General features: G+C 72.7%; 16 protein-coding genes and 2 pseudogenes. 9 read left to right on the top strand and 9 right to left on the bottom strand.

The features are described from left to right. Positions 1 to 214: pseudogene (locus DN069_RS39735) on the top strand (M56 family peptidase); the annotation flags it as partial. Between the two features lie 2 nt (positions 215 to 216). Here the strand turns inward: DN069_RS39735 and DN069_RS00190 are convergent. The 8 genes from DN069_RS00190 to DN069_RS00155 form a co-directional block, all read right to left on the bottom strand. Then, positions 217 to 825 (bottom strand): TetR/AcrR family transcriptional regulator, encoded by a 609-nt coding sequence (locus DN069_RS00190; RefSeq protein WP_111498611.1) that lies wholly within the window; start codon positions 823 to 825, stop codon positions 217 to 219. Positions 826 to 847: 22 nt separating this feature from the next. Next, positions 848 to 2,956, bottom strand: coding sequence for a YhgE/Pip domain-containing protein (locus DN069_RS00185; protein WP_243638800.1), 2,109 nt, complete (start codon positions 2,954 to 2,956; stop codon positions 848 to 850). Further along, a complete protein-coding gene (locus DN069_RS00180; RefSeq protein ID WP_111498610.1) occupies positions 2,949 to 3,641 on the bottom strand; it encodes an ABC transporter ATP-binding protein in 693 nt (230 codons plus the stop codon). The genes DN069_RS00185 and DN069_RS00180 overlap by 8 nt, the downstream gene beginning before the upstream one ends. 97 nt (positions 3,642 to 3,738) lie before the next feature. Further along, positions 3,739 to 4,395 carry a response regulator gene (locus DN069_RS00175; protein WP_111498609.1) on the bottom strand — a complete coding sequence of 219 codons (657 nt, stop codon included), beginning with the start codon at positions 4,393 to 4,395 and terminating at the stop codon, positions 3,739 to 3,741. Then, positions 4,392 to 5,780 carry a sensor histidine kinase gene (locus DN069_RS00170; protein ID WP_111498608.1) on the bottom strand — a complete coding sequence of 463 codons (1,389 nt, stop codon included), beginning with the start codon at positions 5,778 to 5,780 and terminating at the stop codon, positions 4,392 to 4,394. The genes DN069_RS00175 and DN069_RS00170 overlap by 4 nt, the downstream gene beginning before the upstream one ends. A gap of 22 nt (positions 5,781 to 5,802) precedes the next feature. Next, a complete protein-coding gene (locus DN069_RS00165; protein ID WP_111498607.1) occupies positions 5,803 to 6,636 on the bottom strand; it encodes an ABC transporter permease in 834 nt (277 codons plus the stop codon). Then, complete coding sequence (locus tag DN069_RS00160) at positions 6,633 to 7,586, bottom strand: ABC transporter ATP-binding protein (RefSeq protein WP_111498606.1); 954 nt, start codon at positions 7,584 to 7,586, stop codon at positions 6,633 to 6,635. The genes DN069_RS00165 and DN069_RS00160 overlap by 4 nt, the downstream gene beginning before the upstream one ends. 138 nt (positions 7,587 to 7,724) lie before the next feature. Beyond that, positions 7,725 to 8,756 carry a terpene synthase family protein gene (locus DN069_RS00155; RefSeq protein WP_111498605.1) on the bottom strand — a complete coding sequence of 344 codons (1,032 nt, stop codon included), beginning with the start codon at positions 8,754 to 8,756 and terminating at the stop codon, positions 7,725 to 7,727. 272 nt (positions 8,757 to 9,028) lie between these two features. Here DN069_RS00155 and DN069_RS00150 point away from each other — a divergent pair, with 272 nt between their 5' ends. Beyond that, positions 9,029 to 11,947: an ATP-binding protein gene (locus tag DN069_RS00150; RefSeq protein WP_111498604.1), complete on the top strand. Its 2,919-nt coding sequence runs from the start codon at positions 9,029 to 9,031 to the stop codon at positions 11,945 to 11,947. A gap of 70 nt (positions 11,948 to 12,017) precedes the next feature. Continuing rightward, a pseudogene (gene trxA / locus DN069_RS00145) lies at positions 12,018 to 12,401 on the top strand (thioredoxin); the annotation flags it as partial. 12 nt (positions 12,402 to 12,413) lie between these two features. Here trxA and DN069_RS00140 read toward each other — a convergent pair. Then, positions 12,414 to 13,028 (bottom strand): TetR/AcrR family transcriptional regulator, encoded by a 615-nt coding sequence (locus DN069_RS00140; RefSeq protein WP_111498602.1) that lies wholly within the window; start codon positions 13,026 to 13,028, stop codon positions 12,414 to 12,416. A gap of 142 nt (positions 13,029 to 13,170) precedes the next feature. Here DN069_RS00140 and DN069_RS00135 point away from each other — a divergent pair, with 142 nt between their 5' ends. The 6 genes from DN069_RS00135 to DN069_RS00110 all read left to right on the top strand — a co-directional run bounded on the left by DN069_RS00135 (position 13,171) and on the right by DN069_RS00110 (position 20,455). Further along, positions 13,171 to 13,539, top strand: coding sequence for a Zn-ribbon domain-containing OB-fold protein (locus DN069_RS00135; protein WP_111498601.1), 369 nt, complete (start codon positions 13,171 to 13,173; stop codon positions 13,537 to 13,539). Between the two features lie 155 nt (positions 13,540 to 13,694). Then, positions 13,695 to 14,147, top strand: coding sequence for a hypothetical protein (locus tag DN069_RS00130; protein ID WP_111498600.1), 453 nt, complete (start codon positions 13,695 to 13,697; stop codon positions 14,145 to 14,147). 140 nt (positions 14,148 to 14,287) lie between these two features. Then, the gene (gene efeU, locus DN069_RS00125) at positions 14,288 to 16,327 is read left to right on the top strand and encodes an iron uptake transporter permease EfeU (RefSeq protein WP_111498599.1); all 2,040 of its coding nucleotides are present in this window, start codon (positions 14,288 to 14,290) and stop codon (positions 16,325 to 16,327) included. Then, positions 16,327 to 17,658, top strand: a complete 1,332-nt coding sequence (efeB, locus tag DN069_RS00120; RefSeq protein ID WP_111498598.1) for an iron uptake transporter deferrochelatase/peroxidase subunit — start codon at positions 16,327 to 16,329, stop codon at positions 17,656 to 17,658. The genes efeU and efeB overlap by 1 nt, the downstream gene beginning before the upstream one ends. Before the next feature lie 80 nt (positions 17,659 to 17,738). Further along, positions 17,739 to 19,433, top strand: coding sequence for a threonine/serine exporter family protein (locus DN069_RS00115; protein ID WP_243638799.1), 1,695 nt, complete (start codon positions 17,739 to 17,741; stop codon positions 19,431 to 19,433). Then, the gene (locus DN069_RS00110) at positions 19,433 to 20,455 is read left to right on the top strand and encodes a hypothetical protein (RefSeq protein WP_243638798.1); all 1,023 of its coding nucleotides are present in this window, start codon (positions 19,433 to 19,435) and stop codon (positions 20,453 to 20,455) included. Before DN069_RS00115 ends, DN069_RS00110 begins: the two co-directional genes overlap by 1 nt. The last annotated feature ends 5 nt before the right edge of the window (positions 20,456 to 20,460 follow it).

Below are 20,460 nucleotides of genomic sequence, written 5' to 3'. Positions count from 1 at the left end.
GGGAGCGGGGGGCCGGGGCGCGGGCCCCGTCCCCCGCCGCGTCGCCGCGCTCCTCGCCCCGGCCCCCCGCTCCCACCGCGGCTTGCCGTGGTCGCTGCCCTGGGGTGTCCCGTGGCTCCCGGTCCTGTCGGTCGCCACCCTCCTCGCCGTCAGCGCGCTCTGCGCGTTCACCGCGGCCCACGACATCCACCTGCTGCTCGACCCGCGAGGGTGAGGCTACTCCGCTGCCAGACGGCCCCGGACCATCGTTGACAGGACCGCGTGGACGTCGTCCAGGCTGCGTTCCGGCTGGAAGGTGAGCCAGTCCACGGCCACGACCAGGACCATCCCGAAGATCGCCGCCGCGACCAGCCCCGTGTCCAGGTCCGCCCGCAGCTCGCCGGAGGCGACCGCCGCGTCGAGCGACGCGCGGACGACGGCGACGGCCTCCTCGCGCAGGAGGGTCAGCGTGTTCTGCCAGGCGCGGTTGGTGCGCCACAGCTCGGAGAGCAGCAGCCGCGCGAAGGCGCGGTACTGCTCGATGAAGGCGAGGCCCTCGCGGATCATCGCGTCGAGCTGGTCGATCGGCGCGTCGGGGTGGGCCGCGGAGGCCTCCCGCAGGGCCGCCGTCAGCAGCCCGACGCCGTGCCGGAGCAACTCCTCGAACAGCTCGTTCTTGCTCTTGAAGTTGTAGTAGACCGTGCCCTTGGCGACCCCGGCGCGCTCCGCGATCTCGTCCACCGAGGTCGCCGAGAAGCCCTGCTCCGCGATCAGCTGCTGGGCGGCGACGAAGAGCTTCTGCCGGGTCTGCTCACGGCGCCCGCCGCCCGTTCTGGAACTGGTCACCCGGCCATCATCCCGCACGGCGTCACAGCACCAGCTCCGGGTGGAGCGTGGCGACGGTCCAGGTCTGGCGGCGGCGGGCCGCCAGCACCGTGCCGGCCAGCGAGGCGACCAGGAAGGCCGTCAGCACGCCGACCCCCTGCCACACCACCGTCAGGTCGCCGCCGCTGATCAGGCGGCGCAGGCCGTCGACGACCCAGGTCATCGGCAGGTAGGGGTGGATCGCGCCGAAGAAGCCGGGGCTGGTCTGGACGGGGTAGGTGCCGCCGGCCGAGGTCAGCTGCAGCATCAGGATCGCCAGCCCGATGACCCGGCCGCGGGTGCCGAACGCGGCGTTGACCCACTGCAGCACCGCCGCGAAGGTCGCCGACGTCAGCAGCAGGAAGCCGATCGCCGCCGCCGGGCGGGCCAGGTCCAGGCCGAGCGCGAAGTGCAGCACCGCCAGCAGCGCGCCGACCTGCGCGACGCCGATCGCGAGCGCCGGCAGCCAACCCGCCAGCGCGGCGCGCCAGGAGGGGATGTTCGCGGCGAGCAGCCGACTGTTGAGCGGGCGCAGCAGCATGTAGGCGACCATCATGCCGACCCACAGGGCCAGCGGGATGAAGTACGAGGAGAGCCCGGTACCGTAGTTGGCGGCCTTGTTGAGGGTGCCGAGGGCGAGCTGGACGGGGTCGCTCATCACGCCGGTGCGGTCCGCGCGGTCCTGGGCGGTCAGGTCCGGGATCTTCGCGGCGCCGTCGTGGAGTGAGCCCGCCAGCTGGTCCGAGCCGCCGGCGAGCTGGTAGAGGCCGGAGTTGAGCTGGTCGGCGCCGGAGGCGAGGGTGCCCAGGCCGTCGTTCAGGCTGTGCGCGCCGGCGGCCAGTTGGGCGCTGCCGCCGGCCAGTTGTGCGACCCCGGCATTCAACGCGTCGATTTTCGCGACCTGCGCGTCGACCTGGTCGGCCAAGTGCGGTGCGTCGGCGGCCAGCTGGTTCGCGTAACCGCGCACGGTGCCCGCGTCGGAGGCGAGTCGGGCCAGCTGCGCCTTGTTCGCGGCCACGGCCTGGTCGACGGAGGTCGCGACGGCGACGGTCCGCTGCGAGGCCTGGACGGCGGCCTGCAGGGCGGTGCACTCGGCGGCGCTGCCGCCGGGAGGAGCCACCACGCCCGTGGACGCCTGGCACTGCTGGGCGTAGACCTGCTGCAGCTGCGCCTGGGCGGCCTTGGCGTCGGTGACGGCCTGGGCCGAGTCCGCGGGCAGGGAGGTGGCGATCTGCTGCACGGCGCCGGCGGCGGTGGAGACGGCCTCGGCGGCCTGCTGGATGTCACCGGCCCGGCTGCGCAGCGTCGGCGTCAGCTTGTCCGTGACGCCGTGCACCAGCTGGTCCAACTGCGCGGTCCCCGCCGCGGCCTGGGCGGCGCCGCGGTGCAGGGTGTCGAGCCCGTCGGCGAGTTGGCCGCTGCCGCTCCTGGCCTGGCCCAGGCCGTCGCTGAGCTGCTGCGCGCCGCTCTGCGCGGTGTGCGCGCCCTGCGCCAACTGCCCGGCGCCGCCCGCCGCCTTGAGGGTCTGGTCGTGCAGGTCGGCGAAGGACACGTAGATCTGGTCGAGGTAGCCGCGCACCGCGCTGCTGGAGCTGGCGGCGCGGATCTCGGAGAAGGCGGTCTTGGCGATGATGCCGCTCAGGTAGCTGTTGGAGTCGTTGCTCCGGGCCTGCAGCAGGCCCGCGACCGGGTGGTCGCTGCCGCCGGTCGCGATCCTCGCGGTGAAGTCGGCGGGGATGGTGAGCGTCATGTAGTAGTCGCCCTTGCGCAGTCCCTGGTCGGCGCGGGCCGTGCCGACCTCGTGCCAGTCGAAGGTGTGCCGGTCCAGCAGCTCGGTGGTGAGGTCGCGGCCGGCGTTCAACTGCTTGCCGTTGACGTCGGCGCCCTTGTCCAGGTCGACGATCGCGACCGGCAGGCGGTCGAAGTGGCCGTACGGGTCCCAGAACGACCAGATGTAGAGCGCGCCGTAGAGCAGCGGCAGCAGCGCGACGGCGAGGACGGCGGCGCGCGGCAGCGAGCCGCGGCGGAACCGGCGCAGTTCGAGCGAGCCGAGGGAGAGGGCGCGCAACGGGCGCCTGCGGGCCAGCTTGCCGCTGATGGACTTGTCACTCATCGTCGCCGCCTTCCACGGCCGTGTGCTCGTCAGAGGGCTGGGCGAGGTCGACGACCACGTCCGCCGCGTCCGGGCCGGACGGGGCCTCGCGGGTGGCGGCCAGCACGGTGAGGCCCGCGTCGGCGAGGCCGCGCAGGGTCGCCCAGGCCTGCTCGCGCTCGACGGCGGAGAGGCGGTCGCCGACGTCGTCGACGGCCAGCACGCGCGGCTGCCCGATCAGCGCGGCGGCGAGGGAGGTGCGGAACGCCTGCAGGGCGCTCAGGGAGTCGGCGCGCAGCGGCAGTTCCTCGGCCGTGAGCCCGGCCGCGTCGAGCGCGGCGGCGACGCGTCGGTGCGCGCGACGGCCGTGGGAGCGCAGCAGCAGGCGCTCGGTGAGGTGCTCCTCGACGGTCAGCGCGCCGTCCAGGTCGTTCACCCCGGCGACGGCTCCGAGGGCGACCACCTTCCGCACCGCCGCGGCCCTGCGCGGCAGCGGCAGTCCGGCGACGCTCGCCGTCCCGCCGTTCGGCCGCATCTGCCCGGCGACGCTGAGCAGCAGCGACGTCCGCCCGGAGCCGTTCTCCCCGACGACCGCCACCAGCTGCCCGGCCCCGGCGTCGAAGCTGACGCCCTGGTAGACGCTGCCCCGCGGCCCGCGCAGCGACAGCTCCGCCACCGCGACGGGGGCGCCTTCGTAGTCGCCCATCCTCGCCCCTCCCACCACTGCGCAGTCTTTTGAACTGACTGGTCAGTACAAAAATGTAGCACGCAGAGAGGGAAGGTTCGGACGGGAACGGGTGAACTCAGGCCGGGCGGGCCAGGCCCGCGTCGTAGGCGATGATCACCGCGTGCACGCGGTCGCGGGCGCCCAGCTTCGACAGCACCCGGCTGACGTGCGTCTTCACCGTGGACTCCGACAGCACCAGCCGGGTGGCGATCTCACTGTTCGTCAGCCCCTGGGCCACCGCCTCCAGGACCTCCCGCTCCCGCTGCGAGAGCAGCGCGATCCGCGGGTCGGTGTCCGGCTCGCGGGCCGGGACGCCGGAGGTGAAGGCGTCGAGCAGACGGCGGGTCATCGCCGGGGCCACCACCGCGTCGCCCCCGGCCACCGCGCGGATGCCGGAGAGCAACTCGTCGGGGCGGGCGTCCTTGAGCAGGAAGCCGCTCGCGCCCGCGCGCAGCGCGCCGTAGGCGTACTCGTCGAGGTCGAAGGTGGTGAGCACCAGGACGCGGGAGCGGTCGCCGGCGGCGACGATCCTGCGGGTCGCCTCGATGCCGTCCATGCCGGGCATCCGGATGTCCATCAGCACCACGTCCGGCCGCAGCTCGGCCGTGAGCCGGACCGCCTCCGCGCCGTGGGCCGCCTCGCCGACGACCGAGGTCTCGGGACTGCTCTCCAGCAGCATGCGGAAGCCCATCCGCTGCAGCGGCTGGTCGTCCACGATCAGCACGGTGGTCACGTGTCGTCGCCTTCCTCCGGACGCCCGCCCCCGGCGTCGAGCTTAGGCCGCGGCTGTGCGGGCCCCGGATCCGGCAGCGGCAGGGTGGCGGTGACCGTCCAGCCGCCGCCCGGGCGCGGCCCGGCGGCGACCGTGCCGCCGGCCAGCGCGGCGCGCTCGCGCAGGCCGATCAGGCCGTGGCCGTGGCCGGTGCCCAGCGCGGCCGGGGCGGGCTCGCCCTCCGGGCGGCCGGAGTCGTCGACGCGGACGCGCACCTCCCGGGCCCGGGCGTCGGCCGCGACCGCGACGTGCACGTCGGTGTGCGGACCGGCGTGCTTGAGGCTGTTGGTCAGCGCCTCCTGGACGATCCGGTAGACGGCCAGCTGCAATCCGGGCGGCAGCGCCGAGGTGTGGCCGGAGGCGGTGTAGGTGACGCCCGGGCCGGCCGCGCGCAGGCGCTCGCAGAGCGTGCCGAGGTCGGCGGTGGCGGGTTGCGGATGGAGTTCGGCACCCGCCTGCGTCGTGGCGACGGAGGAGACCGTGACGGCGCCGTCCTGGGGCGCCTCCGGCACCTCCGCGCGCAGCGCGCCGAGGGTGCGACGCAGCTCGCCCAGCGACTCGCGCCCGGTCTCGGCGATGATCCGCAGCACTTCCGGCCCGCGCTCGGGGCGCAGCGCGGCCTGGGCCGCGCCGCCGTCGGCCAGGCCGATGATGACGGCCAGGCTGTGGCCGACGATGTCGTGCAGTTCGCGGGAGACCCGGGCGCGCTCGTCGGCGGCCGCGAGGCGTTCGCGCTGCTCCCGTTCGACCTCCAGGGTCGCGGCGCGGTCCGCGAGCGCGGCGAGCTGCCCCTGCCGGATCCTCCCGGCGAGGCCGAGCGCGGCGGCGGCGGTCGCGGCGCAGGCGACGAAGAACAGCCCGGTCCAGGGCCGCCGGGCGAGCGGCTCGACCCGCCAGGCCAGCACGGCGATGCAGGGCAGGACGGCGGCGGCGACCCACGGCAGCCGTCGCGGCGGCGCATAGCGGGCGGCGTTGTAGAGGACGATCATCAGGCTGAGATCGCTGTGCAGGGCGACGCCCAGCGCCCACTGGAGCCCGCAGACGCCGAGGACCACCCAGAAGACCGTCAGCGGCGCCCGGCGCCGGAACGCGAGCGGAACCGCCTGGGCGACGGCGGTCAGGGTGCTCACCCACAGCGGGACGGAGTTCACCCCGAAGAGCGTCTGGTGCTCGCCGCCGTGGTAGAGGTCCCGCAGCCCGATGAGCAGCACGAACAGGGCGATGACCGAGTCCAGGACCTGGGGGTGCCGGCGGTCCGCCGCGCGCACGCGCATCCAGACGCGGGCGACGGCGTGCTCGGCGAGGTGGTCCCACAGGGGATCGGAGCCGTGTGTCGTGCTGCTCATCGGAGGTTGCCTACAGGTGTTGCTAGCTGTCGGAACGCACCACACGGTACGCCGCGCCGATTAGCGCCGCCGCGACCCACGCGACGAAGACCCACAGACCGGTGCCGGAGCTCAGCGCGCCGGGAGCCGTGTGCAGCGAGTAGATGGACTGGCCGGCCGTCCCCGGCAGGTACGGCGCCACGTCCGTCTTCCAGCTGCTGGGCAGCATGTCCAGGAAGACCGGCAGCAGCATCATGATGCCGACCAGCAGCGCGATGCCACCGGCCACCGAACGCACCAGCATGCCCAGCGCCGCGCCGAAGACGGTGACCAACGCCAGGTACAGGCCCGCGCCGAAGAGGCAGCGCAGCACGCCGGAGGAGGACAGCGTCAGCGCGATCGCCTTGCCGTGCAGGAAGTTCTCGCCGCCGACGAAGGAGATGAACGCGCCCGCGGTCGCCACGACGATCGCCGCGCCGAAGAGCACCAGGCACTTCGTCCACAGCACCGGCAGGCGCTTCGGGACGGCCGCGAACGTCGAGCGGATCAGGCCGGTGGTGTACTCGCCGGCCGTCGCCAGCACGCCCAGCACGCCGAGGGCGAGCTGGGAGAGCTCCACGCCCTTGAGCGAGATGTCGATGGCGTCACGGGAGTCCGCGGCCGGGCCGTGCAGGTCGGCCGGGTTGTAGCGGTAGGCCACCATGATGCCGACGAAGGCCAGGAAGAACAGGCCCACCGCCAGGGTGATCCAGCTGGAGCGCAGCGAGAGGAACTTCGACCCCTCGGAGCGGAGCACCCGGCCGAAGGTCACCTTGTAGGTGGGCTTCGGCGCCGGGGCGGCGGTGGTCTCGGGCGTCGCGGTCAGAGTGGCGCTCATGCGGCCACGCTCCCTTCCGGCGCACCGTTCTTCGAAGCGGTGCCGGCGTTGCTGCGGTACTCGACGGTGTCCCCGGTCAGCGTCATGAACGCCTCCTCCAGGGAGACGGCCTGCGGGGTCAGCTCGAAGACGGCGATGCCGGCGTCGGCCGCCGCCTGCCCGATCTGACGCGCGCTCAGGCCGGAGACGGCCAGCGTCTCGGAGCCGGCCTCACCGGTGACGGTGACGTCCGGGCCGAGCAGCGCCTCGCGCAGGCGCGCGGCGTCCGAGGAGACGACCTTGACGCTGTCGCCGCCGGCCTGCTCGATGAACTCGGCGACGGTGGTGTCGGCCATCAGCCGGCCACGGCCGATGATCACCAGGTCGGTCGCGGTCAGCGCCATCTCGCTCATCAGGTGCGAGGAGACGAAGACGGTGCGGCCCTCGGCGGCGAGACTCGTCAGCAGCGTGCGGATCCACAGCACGCCCTCCGGGTCGAGACCGTTGACCGGCTCGTCCAGCATGATCGTCTGCGGGTCGCCGAGCAGCGCGGCGGCGATGCCGAGCCGCTGGCCCATGCCGAGGGAGAAGGCGCCGGCGCGCTTCTTGGCCACCTTGCCGAGCCCGGTCAGCTCGATCACCTCGTCGACGCGACGGCGCGGGATGCCGTGGGTCAGCGCGAGCGCGAGCAGGTGGTTGTGGGCGGAGCGCCCCGGGTGGATGGAACGGGCCTCCAGCAGCGCGCCGACCTCCTGGATCGGGGCGGCGTGCTGGGCGTAGCGCTTGCCGTTCACGGTGACGCTGCCGCTGGTGGGCGCGTCCAGTCCGAGGATCATCCGCATGGTGGTGGACTTCCCGGCCCCGTTCGGCCCGAGGAAGCCGGTCACCACGCCGGGCTTGACGGTGAAGTGCAGGTCGTCGACGGCGGTCTTGTCGCCGTACCGCTTGACCAGATGCTGAAGTTCGATCACCCCAGCACGCTATGTGCGCCCTCCACCCTCAGCCCCGGCACGCGGGGACCGTTCCCCAACCCGCGGTGGTACCCCGGTACCACCGCCCCCTAATCCGCGAGAGGTACGCGCAGGGCCCCGCGCCCCTGCGGAGTGCAACTACAGCAGTTCCTCCAGGTAGTTCGGCTGGTCCAGCGGGAGGGCCCCTTCGGGGCGGTAGCGGAGGGTGCCGGCCTCCCAGGAGAAGTAGCCGCGCATCCAGTCGCCCATGCCGTCGACGTAGCGCAGCAGCGCCGCGCCCTCGTCGCGGCCGAGGCCGAGGGCCAGGGCGATGCCCGGGATCTGTTCGGCCAGGTCGAAGAACTCGTCGGCCATCTGCTGGGCCTCGTCCCGGACCAGGCCGAAGGCCTGCTCGCGGGTGAGGCCGCGTTCCCGCTGGGTGATCACGGCGAGGTTGTAGACGTCGCCGCGCGGGGCCTCCTTGGCGTAGGAGTAGACGTCGTTGTTGATCGCCGGGGCGTCCCCGGCGAGCCGGCGCATGAGTGCCAACTGCGGGTTGTGGAAGGCCGTGGCCGGCACCTCGCCGAGGATGCGTTCGACCAGGTCGAGGACGGTGTCGACACCGGACGCGCCGCGGCGCAGCGCCAGGTAGGCGTCACGGCTGGGCCTGGCGTCGGGGAGCGCGCGGCCGAGGGCCTCGCTCGGGTGGGCCATGAAGTAGCCCTCCCAGTGGTACGCGGCGCGGGCGCGCCAGCGTGCCGACATGCCCTGGGAGCCGCGTCGCCACAGGTCGGCGAAGGCCGACTCGACGGGGGAGGGGTTCTCCGGCGCCCGGCCGGTGTGCAGGGTGGTGATCAGCGGGGCGCAGACGCGCGCCACCTCCGAGGGACGGGCGCCGCGGTCACCGTCGAACTGGTCGTCGAAGAGGAAGTAGAAGGCGCACTGGTCGACCGCCAGGCACAGGTCGGCCAGGCCCGCGTCGGGGAAACTGGCCGAAGCCAACTCCGGGATGTCCCATCGGTCGTAGAGTCTCAGTGCGCGTTCCTCGCGCAACATGCCGTGCGCGCGCAGCCACTGGAGGTTGTGTCGTGCGGCCGTCTCCTGGAGCCGGTTGTGGCGAACCGGTCCCGGGATGCGTATGACGTCGTCGTTGCCGTGCATCTGCTCCGCCTTGCCCAACAGTTCATGCATCAGCTCGTCCTCCTCTGCCCTTGTGGCGGCTTGGTGGTCCCCCCGAACGAACCGGTGTCGACGTTAGTTGAACCGATCACTCCTGTTGAGATATCGATCGGTCATATGCTCAATTATCTACCAGAGTTGGCGGAAGCGGTCTGCCTCGAGCATTGCGAAGGGATCCTCCGATGCGCCAGCGCGGCGACTTCGCGCTGGTTAACCTCGTTGTCGGGGGTGGCCCTTGCGGGGCCGACCGGCGGGAATGAGAACGGGCAGGAACGGAGCGAGCCGTGGACGAGCGTCAGCTCTACGAGCGCGAGGAACCGATCGGTCTGGGCGTGCGCGCCCTCCAGCGGCTGCGGGCGGACGTCGCGGCGGGCGACACCAGTCCGGGCGGCCTGCTGCTCTACCGGGGCGCGGCCGGCTTCGGCAAGACGAGCCTGCTGGGCCGCCTGCGCGCGGCGGCCAACGCCGACCGCGGCTCGCAGATCCTGCTCTTCGCCAGGGCCACCGAGCAACAGCGCGGCGCGCCCTTCCATGTGGCCCGCAGCCTGCTGCAACCCACTCTGGCCAAGATGCAGGAGGCCGAACGCCGGGAGATGTTCGGCGGCTGGTACGACATCGCCGCGCCCGCCCTCGGGCTGACCCCGGCCGACGCCGGGAACCCCGCCGACCCGACCGGTGTGCAGGAGGCGCTCAGTTGGGTCATGACCCAGCTGGCGGTCCGTCAGGGCCCGTTGCTGGTGGTGGTCGACGACCTCCACTGGGCGGACCCGGAGTCCGGTCAGTGGCTCGCGGGCTATCTCGGCCAGATTCAGCACTTGCCGATGCTGGTGTCCTTGGCGTATCGCAGCGACGAGCTCGCCCCCGCCATGGACGACGTGCTGCTCCGCGAGGTACGCGAGATGGGCACCCGCGGCCACGTCGTCGAGTTGCAGAAGCTCTCCCCGAACGCGGTCGAGGCGATGGTCCGCGGCCGGCTCGGTGAGGACGCGGACGACGTCTTCTGCCGTACCTGCTGGTCCATCACCAACGGCAACCCCTTCTTCGTCACCAGCCTCATCGACCGCCTCAGTGAACAGGGCGTCGCGCCGGTCGAGGAGAACCAGGACCAGCTGCGCGCGCTGGCCGCGCTCAGCGGCGCCCGCGACATCGGCCGCCGTCTCGAACGTCTCGGCACCGACGTGCAGCGCACCGCTTTCGCCGCCGCGGTGCTGGACACCCCGTTCGATCTGGAACTGATCTCCCGTGTCGCCGGTCTGCCCTTCAACCAGGCGCAGACCGCCGTCGAGAAGCTGACGGGCGACCAGATCCTGGTCCGCTCCGGTCACGAGTTCCACTTCTCGCACCCGACGGTCGCCAGCGCCGTGTACCAGTCGATCACCTTCCCGGCGATGCGCACGAGCATCCACAGCAAGGCCGCCGACGAGGTGATCGCCTCCGGTCGCGGCGGCATGGCCGCCGCCTCCCGGCACCTGATCGAGCTGTACCCGGACGACAACCCCGCCGTCGTCCAGCAGCTGCGGCAGGCCGCGCACGAGCACCTGGCGATGGGCGCCCCGGACGCCGCCAAGCGCTGCCTGGAGCGCGCGCTGCGCGAACCCCCGGCCGACGAGGACCTGGCGGAGGTCCGCTACGAGCTGGGCTGCGCGGTCATGCTGCGCGACCCGGACCTGACCGTCCGCCAGCTGCAGCTGGCCCTGGACGAGCTGCCGGGGCTGGAGCCGGAGCACCGGCTGAACGCGGTGCTGCGCCTCGGCCAGGCGCTCACCCACAGCAACCGGGTGACCGAGGCCGTGGAGCTGACCCGGGACGAGGTCGCCCGGATGACGGACGGCCCCGCCAAGACCAGGCTGCAGGCGGCCTCCTTCATGTGGCGGCTGCTGCGCCGCAACGACCCGGACGGCAAGGAGACCTCGCGCCAGCTCGCGCTCCTGGTCGAGCAGCAGCGCGGCCGCACGGACCCGGAGGCCCGCTCGGTGCAGGTGCTGCGCGCCAGGGACCTCACCCTGCGCGGGGAGAGTTCCAGCGAGGCGCTGGCCTTCGCCGACCTCGGCACCGAGGGCGGCCGTCCCGCGGAGGGCCTCGGCTGGACCAACCAGGTCCTCGGCTTCGAGGTCCCGGTCATGCTGGGCGTCGCGTACATCTACAACGACCGCCTCGACCGCGCCCGCAACCTCTTCGTGGACGCCGCCTACGAGTTCGAGCTGATGGGCTGGAGCGGCGGCCACCTGGGCTTCGCCAACTTCTTCCAGGCCCTGGTGATGTTCCGGCAGGGCAAGCTGGAGGACGCCGAGAAGGCGCTGAAGCCGACCCTGCGCAAGGCGCGGGGCCTCGGCCCCAACAACCCGCTGCTGTGGGACGTGGTCGCGGTGCTGTGCGACATCCGGCTGGCCCAGGGCCGTCTCGACGAGGCCGCCAAGCTCGCCGAGGAGCACGGCATCCGTCCGGGCCAGTACCCGCCCGCGGCCGTGCTGCCCGACGCGCCCGCGCTGGTCGCCCGGCTGCTGCTGGCGCAGGGCCGCACCCGGGAGGCGGTCGCGGAGCTGGAGCGGCACGGCCGTGAGCTGGACGAGCGCGGCTGGGAGAACACCGTCTGGTCGCCCTGGGTCAGCACCCTCGCCCTGGCGCTCGCCGACAGCGACCCGGAGCGGGCGCGCGCCCTGGCCGCCGACGCCTACGGCCGCGCGCTGCGGGCCGGCACGAACTCGGCGGAGGGCATGGCCCTGCACGCCTGGGCCAAGGTCGCCGAGCCGGAGAAGGAGCTGGAGCTGCTGCGCCGCGCCGTCTCCGCGCTCGGGCAGTCGCCGATCGCCTTCGAGCACGCGTCCGCGCTGGTCGACTACGGCGCGGCGCTGCGTCGTGACGGCCGGCTGCGGGAGGCGGTGGCCGCGCTGGAGCAGGGCCTCGACATCGCCCGCGACTGCGGCGCGATCGGCCTGGTCGACCGCGCCCGGCGCGAGCTGAAGGCCTCCGGCGTCAGCCCGCACCGGCTGCGGCCGCTGCCCTCGCGCGATCTCACCGCGCTGCAGCTGCGGTCCGCCCAGCTCACCGCCGAGGGCAAGGACCGGGGCGAGGTGGCCGAGGTCCTCTCGGTGAGCCCCGCCCGGGTGGCCGAGCTCCTCGCGGCGGTCTACCGCACCCTGGGCACCGACGCGAAGGGCCTGGCGGAGACGCTCAAGGACGACCCGGGAGTCGATTCGGAATAGCGTGGGCCATGCCGTGGTTTTGAGCACCGTGCGGCTGTGAGCACAGGCCGAGAGGCCGGAAAGGCGGAACCAGGACATGGCCACCATCGAGCTGACCAAGGACAACTTCAACGACATCGTCGAGAAGAACGACTTTGTTCTGATCGACTTCTGGGCGTCCTGGTGCGGTCCGTGCCGGCAGTTCGCGCCCGTCTACGACAAGGCCTCCGAGGAGAACCAGGACCTGGTCTTCGCCAAGGTCGACACCGAGGCGCAGCAGGAGCTGGCGGCCGCGTTCGACATCCGGTCCATCCCGACGCTGATGGTGATCCGGGACCGCACGGTGATCTTCGCCCAGCCGGGCGCGCTCCCCGCGCCGGCGCTGGCCGAGGTGATCTCCCAGTCCCGCGCCGTGGACATGGACGAGGTCCGCGCCAAGGTGGCCGAGCAGCAGGCCGGCGGATCCGAGGCCTGAGAGGCGGCCCGGCTACCGGCCGCGCGCGGCGAAGCTGCGCTGCGGCCGGTACTCCACGAGGGTGAGCGCCAGCTCGACGTGCCGGTCCACCAGCACGTCGAGCGTCAGCGCGCCGTCGGGCCGGTACCACTGGGCGACGGCGTTGCACATCGCGATCACGCCGCGCCGGGCCTCGTCGGGGTAGGGGGTGTGGAACTCCCCGGAGGCGATCCCGGCGTCGATCGGCTCGCGGAAGAGGTTCGTCGCGTCGGCCTGCCGGCGGCTGTAGTGCTCCAGGCGCTCCGGCTCCAGGCTGCGCTCCTCCAGCAGCAGGATGTTGCTGCGGGTGGCGTGCTCCGCGCGGAACCGCGTGGTCGCGGCGACCACCGCGCCGAGGCGGTCCGCCGGCGCCGCGTCGTCGCCGCCGACGGCGGTCAGCTCGGCCGTGACCGAGCCGAAGTAGCGGTCCATGCCCTCGTCGAGCAGGGCGTGCAGCAGTTCCTGCTTGCCCGAGTAGTAGTGGTACATCGCGGAGAGGCTCATCCCGGCCCGTGCGGCGATGTTCCGGATCGAGGCGCTGCCGAAGCCCCGCTCGGCGAACTCCTGCCGGGCGGCTTCGAGCAACGCGTTCTGACCGGCAGGGCGCACGAGCCTGTCCTCACTGCTTCACGGAGTTCACTGAGCGATCGTTCGGGGATTCTACCCGGGTTCCGCATCGCGGGCCCACTGGACAGTGGCTCCGTTCGCCTCTAACTTAACGATCGTTCGTGAAGGTTGGAGGAGGCAACGGATGGCGACCGACCCCGCCGAGGTCTACCGCGACGGACTGGCCCACGGCGAGCTGCGCTACCAGCGGTGCCAGTGGTGCTCGACGCGGTTCTGCAGCGTCAGCCTGCTCTGTGCCACCTGCGGCGGCGCGGACTTCGTCTGGGAGCGCAGCAGCGGACACGGTCGGATCCACGCGCTGCCGCGCGCCGTCGCCCCCGCCGACTGGCAGGAGTGCACCGCGGTCGTCGAGCTGGACGAGGGCTTCCGGATGCAGGCCAGGCTCGCGCCGACCGCCGCGCACCGGATCTGGCGCGGGGCGCCCGTGCAGCTGGAGGTCGCCGAGACGGACGACGGCTCGCTCCGTCCGCTCTTCCGCCCCGTGGCCGCCTGACCCTCGATCCGGCGCCCCCTCGATCCGGCACCTCCTCGATCCGAAACCCCCGATCGAACCCCCGTTCTCCGACCTTCGGCCGGTTGAAGCGGCCCCCGCGGATCTGCCACTCTCAGCTCGCCGAGCGCGTCTCGTCGCACGCGCACCAACGGCCCGTGACCCAGCTGGTCGACCAGCTGGTGGCAGATCGAGGGATCGTCATGTCAGCTCCACGCCTCTTCGCCCGCCGCGCCTCCTCCGTCCTGGCCGCCTCGCTCGTGGCGGCCACCGGACTCGCCGTCGCGACCGCGGGGCCCGCCGTCGCCAAGTCCTCCATCACCCTGCATGCCGACGCGCGCAGCGTCGCCGCGGGGCAGCGAGTCGCACTGACCGCGCGGGGCGCCACGGACGACTTCGGCGGCAACCCCGTCCGGCTGTGCGTGGACGAGCGCGCGGGCCACGGCTCCTGGCGGACCGTCGACTGCGGCGCCGAGGGCACGCTGCGCGTGAGCGTCCGCGCCGGCAGTGCCGGGACGCTGGCCTTCCGCGCCCAGCTCGTCGCGCGCAACACCCACGGGCGCTTCGTCGTGGACCGCACCTCCCAGGCCGTCACCGTCCACGTGCGCTGATCCTCCCGGAGACGAGGGGGCCCCGGCGGGGCCCCTTGAGGGCGCTAGTAAGGTATGCCTAAGCTAACCACCAAGGGGTGGTCGGCTGCTGCTGCCGTGCGTGTGCGTCCGGGCGAAAGGCCCCGGGGAAGGGGCCAAGGATGTGGAACGACGCGTTCCCCAGCTTCCTGATCGGGCTGCGGGAGGGGCTGGAGGCCGGACTGGTCGTCTCCATCCTCGTCGCCACGCTCGTCCGCGGTGACGAGAAGGGCCGACTGCCACAGGTCTGGACGGGCGTCCTGGCCGCGATCGGACTCTCGTTCAGCTTCGGCGCCGTCCTCACCTTCACCTCGGCGAACCTCTCCGCCAAGGCGCAGGAGGCGTTCGGGGGCTGTCTCAGCGTCATCGCGGTGGCCTTCGTCACAGCCATGGTGTTCTGGATGCGCAAGAACGCCCGCAACCTCTCCGGAGAGATCAAGGAGAAGGTGACCGCGGCCCTGGCCTTGGGCTCCGGGATGCTGATCGTGACGAGCTTCCTGGCCGTTGGCCGCGAGGGGCTGGAGACGGCGCTCTTCATCTGGACCACCGCGCAGACCGCCGGCGAGTCCACCGGCCCGCTGATCGGCGCGGCCATCGGCCTGGTGCTGGCGACGGTGCTCTGCTGGGGCCTGTACCGGCGGGTCCTGAAGATCAACCTGACGAAGTTCTTCACCTGGACCGGCGTCGGACTGATCGTCATCGCGGCCGGCGTCCTCGCCTACGGCCTGCGCGACCTCCAGGAGGGCGGCGTCCTCCCCGGCGCCACCGCCTACGCGGTGGACCTGAGCGGCAGCATCGACCAGAACTCCTGGTACGCGACGCTGGTGCAGGGCGTGCTCAACCTCACCACGCAGATGACCTGGCTCCAGGTCGTCGCCTACGTCGTCTACCTGGGCGTCGTGATGACGCTCTTCGTCCGCGGCCTGCACGCGCCCGAACCGGTCGCGACCCCGAAGCCGGCCGAGGCGAAGCCCGAGGCCGTGGCGGCCTCCGAAGCGGGTGGCAACCGGCGCTGGGTCGTGCCCGCGGCCGTGGTCGCCGTGCCGGCCGTCGTCGCGGCCGTGGTGATCGTCTCCTCCGACGGCAAGCAGGCCGCCGCCGCGACGGTCGCGGTCTCGCCGACCGAGTGCGGCAAGGGCTTCACCGCGCCGCAGCCGGGCCAGCAGACCTTTCAGATGCACAACACCGGCGCGCAGACCTCCGAGGTCTACCTGGTCAACCCGACCACCAACGCCGTCTACGGCGAGATCGAGGGCCTGGCCCCCGGCACCACCCGGGCGCTGGTCGCCACCCTCGGCTCCGGCCAGTACGCCTGGCGCTGCGTGCCGACCGGCGGCAAGGCCGTCACCTCCGCGGCCGTCACCGTCTCCGGCGGCGGCCCGGTCGCCGCCGTGCTGCCCGTCTCCGAGCAGGACCTGGCCGGGCCACTGGCCCAGTACAAGAGCTACGTCGACGCGGGCCTCGCCACGCTGCAGACGCAGACCGCCAAGCTTGCCGCCGACCTGCACACGGGCGACCTGAACGCCGCCAAGGCGGACTGGCTGACCGCGCACCTGCAGTACTCCTCCCTCGGCGCGGCCTACGGCACCTTCCAGGACTTCGACAAGAACATCAACGGCCGGGCCGACGGTCTGCCCCAGGGCGTGAACGACCCGGACTTCCACGGCTTCCACCGCGTCGAGTACGGCCTGTGGCACGGGCAGTCCGCCACGACACTCGCACCGGTCGCCGACCGGCTGGCCACCGACGTCACCGGCCTGCGCAAGGCCTTCCCGACGCAGGACTTCGACCCGTCGGACCTGCCGCTGCGCACCCACGAGATCCTGGAGAACACCCTCCAGTTCGAGCTCACCGCCGACACCGACGAGGGCAGCGGCACCAATCTGGCCACCGCGCAGGCCAACGTCGCGGGCACCCAGGAGCTGCTGACCCTGCTCCGCCCGCTGATCGCCAAGCGCAGCCCCGCCCTGCTCGGCACCGTCGACGCCGACCTGGCCCGCTTCTCGGGCCTGCTCAAGCAGGCGCAGCACCCGGACGGCTCCTGGACGCCGGTGCAGCAGCTCGACCCGACGCTGCGGGCGCAGCTCAACGGCTCGCTGGGCCAGCTGCTCGAAGACCTCTCGCCCATTCCCGACCTGCTCGAGATCCGGAAGTCCGCCTGATGACCGACGTGACCGACCACCAGACTGTGACTGATCACCAGGCCGGGACCGGCTCCTGCCCGTTCGGCTACGGCAGCGGCGACCGTCCCGGCTCCTCCCGTCGCAGCTTCGTCAAGACCGCGCTCGGCGCGGGCGCGGCCGGCGCCGCGATCGCCGGGGGCGCGCTGTCGCTGACCGGTGCCGCCGCCACCCCGGCCGCCGCCGACCCGTCGAGCGACTTCAGCAGCGGCACCGTCGCCTTCCACGGCACGCACCAGGCGGGCATCACCACCGCCGCGCCCGCCTTCGCGGCGTTCCTGTCGCTGACCGTCATCGCCGAGGACAAGGCCGGGCTGGAGAAGCTCTTCCGGACCCTCACCGACCGGATCCGCTTCCTCACCTCCGGCGGAACCCCGCCGGACCTCGGCGTCGGCGCGCCGCCCTCAGACAACGGCATCCTCGGCCCGGTCGTCCCCGCCGACGACCTGACCGTCACCGTGGGCGTCGGCGCGTCGCTCTTCGACGACCGCTTCGGCCTGGCCAAGCAGCGCCCGGCCAAGCTGACGCCGATGCGGACCTTCCCCAACGACAACCTGAACCCGGCCGAGTGCCACGGCGACCTGAGCCTGCAGATCTGCGCCTCGCGTCAGGACACCGTGCTGCACGCCATGCGCGACATCGCCAAGCACACCCGCGGCCTGATGCAGGTCAAGTGGCGCATTGACGGCTTCCAGTCCACGCCGCGCCCCACCGGGGCACAGCGCAACCTGCTCGGCTTCAAGGACGGCATCGCCAACCCCGACGTGGCCTCCGGCCGCGAGATGGACCACCTGGTCTGGGTGCGGCCCGGCGCCGGTGAGCCGGCCTGGGCGGTCGGCGGCAGCTACCAGGTGATCCGGATCATCCGGATGCTCGTCGAGTTCTGGGACCGCGTCTCGCTCACCGAGCAGGAGAAGATGTTCGGCCGCCGCAAGGACACCGGCGCCCCGCTGGACGGCGCGAACGAGACCGACGTCCCCGACTACGCCAAGGACCCGCAGGGCAACGCGATCCCGCTGGACGCCCACATCCGGCTGGCCAACCCGCGCACGGCGAAGACGGACGACTCCCGGATCCTGCGCCGCGGCTTCAACTACGACCGGGGCGTCGACAACGTCGGCAACCTCGACATGGGCCTCGCGTTCTGCTGCTACCAGCAGGACGTGGTCCGGCAGTTCGAGGCCACCCAGACCCGGCTCATCGACGAGCCGCTGGTCGACTACATCTCGCCGACCGGCGGCGGCTACTTCTTCGCCCTGCCGGGCGTCAAGGACGATTCCGACTGGCTCGGCCGCGGACTGCTGTCCGCCTGAGCCGTCCCGGAACACCCGGAGTAGGCGTCTCTCCTCGTGATCAGGCAAGGTAAGTGCCAGATGTACGAGGGGAGCGGTAGGTGCCCGAGGGCGTACGGCCAGGAGAGCCGGAGGACAAGGAGCCGGACGAGGCTCTCCAGCCGCAGGAGCATGGGCAGCCGGAGGAGAGCGCGGGGGAGGGGCGGACGGTCACCCCGGGGCTGCTCGGCCCGACCGAGCCGGTCGGCACCACACCCGCCTCCCTGGAGGCGCAGGAGGAGCCCGCCGACGATGAGGCAGCCTCCGACGAGGACTGGGCGCACTTCGGCTACACCCCGACGCTCGGGATCCCGGTCGAGGCGCTCCGCCGCGACCTGCGGCGCGGCGGGCCCGGCGAGGCGCCCTGGCCCGACCGGATGCGCACCCTGCTGCGCACGCCCATGTCCGAGCGGCCCGCCTTCGAGCGCACCGAGTCCGAGGAGCGCGTCACCGAGGCCACCGGCCCCAAGATCGCCCGCGTGCTCGACCTGACGCTGCGTATCGGCGAGCTGCTGCTGGCCAGCGGCGAGGCCGCCGAGGACGTCGAGGCGGCGATGCTGGGCGTCTCCCACGCGCTCGGTCTGGACCGCTGCGAGCCGCAGGTCACCTTCACGCTGATCGCCATCACCTACCAGCCCTCGCTGGTCGAGCCGCCGATCACCTCGACCCGGGTGGTGCGACGACGCGGCTCCGACTACACCCGGCTCGCCTCGGTCTACCGGCTGGTCGCGGACATAACGTCCGAGAAGGTCGGCGTCGAGGAGGCCTACGGCCGGCTCGCCGAGATCCGCCGCAACCGGCACCCCTACCCGACCTGGGTGCTCTCGCTCGCCACCGGCGCGCTGGCCGGCGCGGCCACGATGCTGGTCGGCGGCAAGGCCGACGCCCAGGCCTGGCTGGTGCTGCTCTGCGCCTTCGTCGCCTCCGTCATCGGCGACCGGCTGGCCTGGCTGATCTCCACCCGCGGGCTGCCGGAGTTCTACCAGTTCGTGGTCGCGGCCACCCCGGCGGCCGGCCTCGGCGTCGGTCTCACCCTGATCGGCTCCGACCTGCGCGGCTCCGTGGTGATCACCGGCGGCCTGTACGCGCTGCTGCCCGGCCGCGCCCTGGTCGCCGCCGTCGCCGACGGCCTGACCGGCTTCTACATCACCGCGGCGGCGCGCCTGCTGGAGGTGCTCTACCTGGTCGTCGGCATCGTGCTCGGGGTGACGCTGGTGCTCTACATCGGCGTCAACTTCGGCGCGAGCCTGCACCCGGAGCAGACCTTCGCGCAGCAGTCCGCGCCGCTGATCCAGCTCCCGGCCTCGCTGGCGCTGACGCTCTGCTTCGCCATCCTGCTGCAGACCTCGCGTCAGGTGCTGCCGGTGGTCACCCTGCTGGGCGGCGTCGGTTGGACCACCTTCGCGGTGCTGCGCCAGGCCGGGATCTCCGCGATCGTGGCCACGGCGGTGGCGGCCACCCTGATCGGCCTCTTCGGCCAGCTCGCTTCCCGCTACCGCTACGCGTCCTCGCTCCCGTACGTCACGGCGGCGCTGGGCTCGCTGCTGCCAGGTTCGGTGATCTACCTCGGCCTGCTCTCCTTCACTCAGAACGAGCCGATCCCCGGCCTGCTCTCGGTCATCCGCGCGGCGGCGCTGGCGCTCGCGCTGGCCGTCGGCGTCAACCTCGGCGGTGAGCTGGCCCGGCTCTTCCTGAAGATTCCGGGCAGCGGCCCCAAGCAGACCCGCGGCGCGGCCAAGCGCACCCGAGGCTTCTGATGCCGGGCCTCGCGGTGTCGGCGCGCGACCACTGGATGCGCGGCCCCGGCTGGGGCTACTACGTGCACCACATCCAGGACCCGGGCAAGCAGCCGCTCTTCCTGCTGCTGGTCGGGTTCATCGGGTCGTTCCTGTTCATCCGGTTCAGCGTGCGGATGATCCGGCGCGGCGTGAAGTGGTGGCCCGGCAACATCACCCCCGGCGGACTGCACATCCACCACGTGGTCTTCGGTGTCTTCTTCCTGCTGGTCGCCGGGTTCACCGTGTTCGCGACGGATGGCACCCACCCGTGGATCGACGCGGCCGGGCTGCTCTTCGGCATCGGCTGCGGCCTGGTGCTGGACGAGTTCGCGCTGCTGCTGCACCTGGAGGACGTCTACTGGAGCGAGCAGGGCCGCAAGTCCGTCGACGCGGTGATCATCGGCATCCTCTTCGCGGGCCTGCTGCTCGTCGGCTACCTGCCACTCGGCGTCAGCCCCGGCACGCAGGTCCGCTGGGGCGCGATCGGGGTCATCTCCGTCAACGCCTGCTTCACCGTCGTGGCGCTGCTCAAGGGCAAGTTCTGGAGCGGCATGCTCGGGATCATGGTCCCGGGCCTGTCCTGGATCTCCGCCGTCCGCCTGGCGCGTCCGCGTAGCCCCTGGGCGCGCTGGCGGTATACCCGCCGCCCCCGCAAGTACGCGCGCGCGAGGCGCCGGGAGGCGCGGTGGCACCAGCGTGCGGACGCCGCGCGCACCTGGTTCTTCGACCTCATCGCCGGCTCCCCGACGCCGGCCGGCCAGACGCCCTCCCGCGCCCACCTCTTCGCGGAGCGCTGGGCTCACCGCGTCGCCGCCCGCCTCGAACACGCCGTCTACGCCCCGTTGGACCAGACCCGCGTCCAGAAGCTCGCCCGCCTCAACCGTCTGGCCGCGAAGCACAGCCCCAAGCCGGTCACCGGCACCGCCGAGTCCGCCCGCCGCCGCGCCGCGGCGCGGCGGCGCCGCTCCGTGGCGGCAGGCCGCCCGCGCGGCCACCTCTGACCTGA

The sequence above is a fragment of the Streptacidiphilus pinicola genome, assembly GCF_003258295.1.
GTDB classification, from domain to species: Bacteria; Actinomycetota; Actinomycetes; order Streptomycetales; family Streptomycetaceae; genus Streptacidiphilus; species Streptacidiphilus pinicola.
Note: the sequence above shows the minus strand (reverse complement) of the source record. Positions and strands in the feature narration are given on the sequence as shown.

Excerpts from the sequence above, each read along its gene's own strand:
- DN069_RS00165 (WP_111498607.1), bottom strand. The coding sequence starts at position 6,636 with ATGAGCGCCACTCTGACCGCGACGCCCGAGACCACCGCCGCCCCGGCG.
- efeB (WP_111498598.1), top strand. The coding sequence starts at position 16,327 with ATGACCGACGTGACCGACCACCAGACTGTGACTGATCACCAGGCCGGG.
- DN069_RS00155 (WP_111498605.1), bottom strand. The coding sequence starts at position 8,756 with ATGCATGAACTGTTGGGCAAGGCGGAGCAGATGCACGGCAACGACGAC.
- DN069_RS00185 (WP_243638800.1), bottom strand. The coding sequence starts at position 2,956 with ATGAGTGACAAGTCCATCAGCGGCAAGCTGGCCCGCAGGCGCCCGTTG.
- efeU (WP_111498599.1), top strand. The coding sequence starts at position 14,288 with ATGTGGAACGACGCGTTCCCCAGCTTCCTGATCGGGCTGCGGGAGGGG.
- DN069_RS00170 (WP_111498608.1), bottom strand. The coding sequence starts at position 5,780 with ATGAGCAGCACGACACACGGCTCCGATCCCCTGTGGGACCACCTCGCC.
- DN069_RS00110 (WP_243638798.1), top strand. The coding sequence starts at position 19,433 with ATGCCGGGCCTCGCGGTGTCGGCGCGCGACCACTGGATGCGCGGCCCC.
- DN069_RS00180 (WP_111498610.1), bottom strand. The coding sequence starts at position 3,641 with ATGGGCGACTACGAAGGCGCCCCCGTCGCGGTGGCGGAGCTGTCGCTG.
- DN069_RS00135 (WP_111498601.1), top strand. The coding sequence starts at position 13,171 with ATGGCGACCGACCCCGCCGAGGTCTACCGCGACGGACTGGCCCACGGC.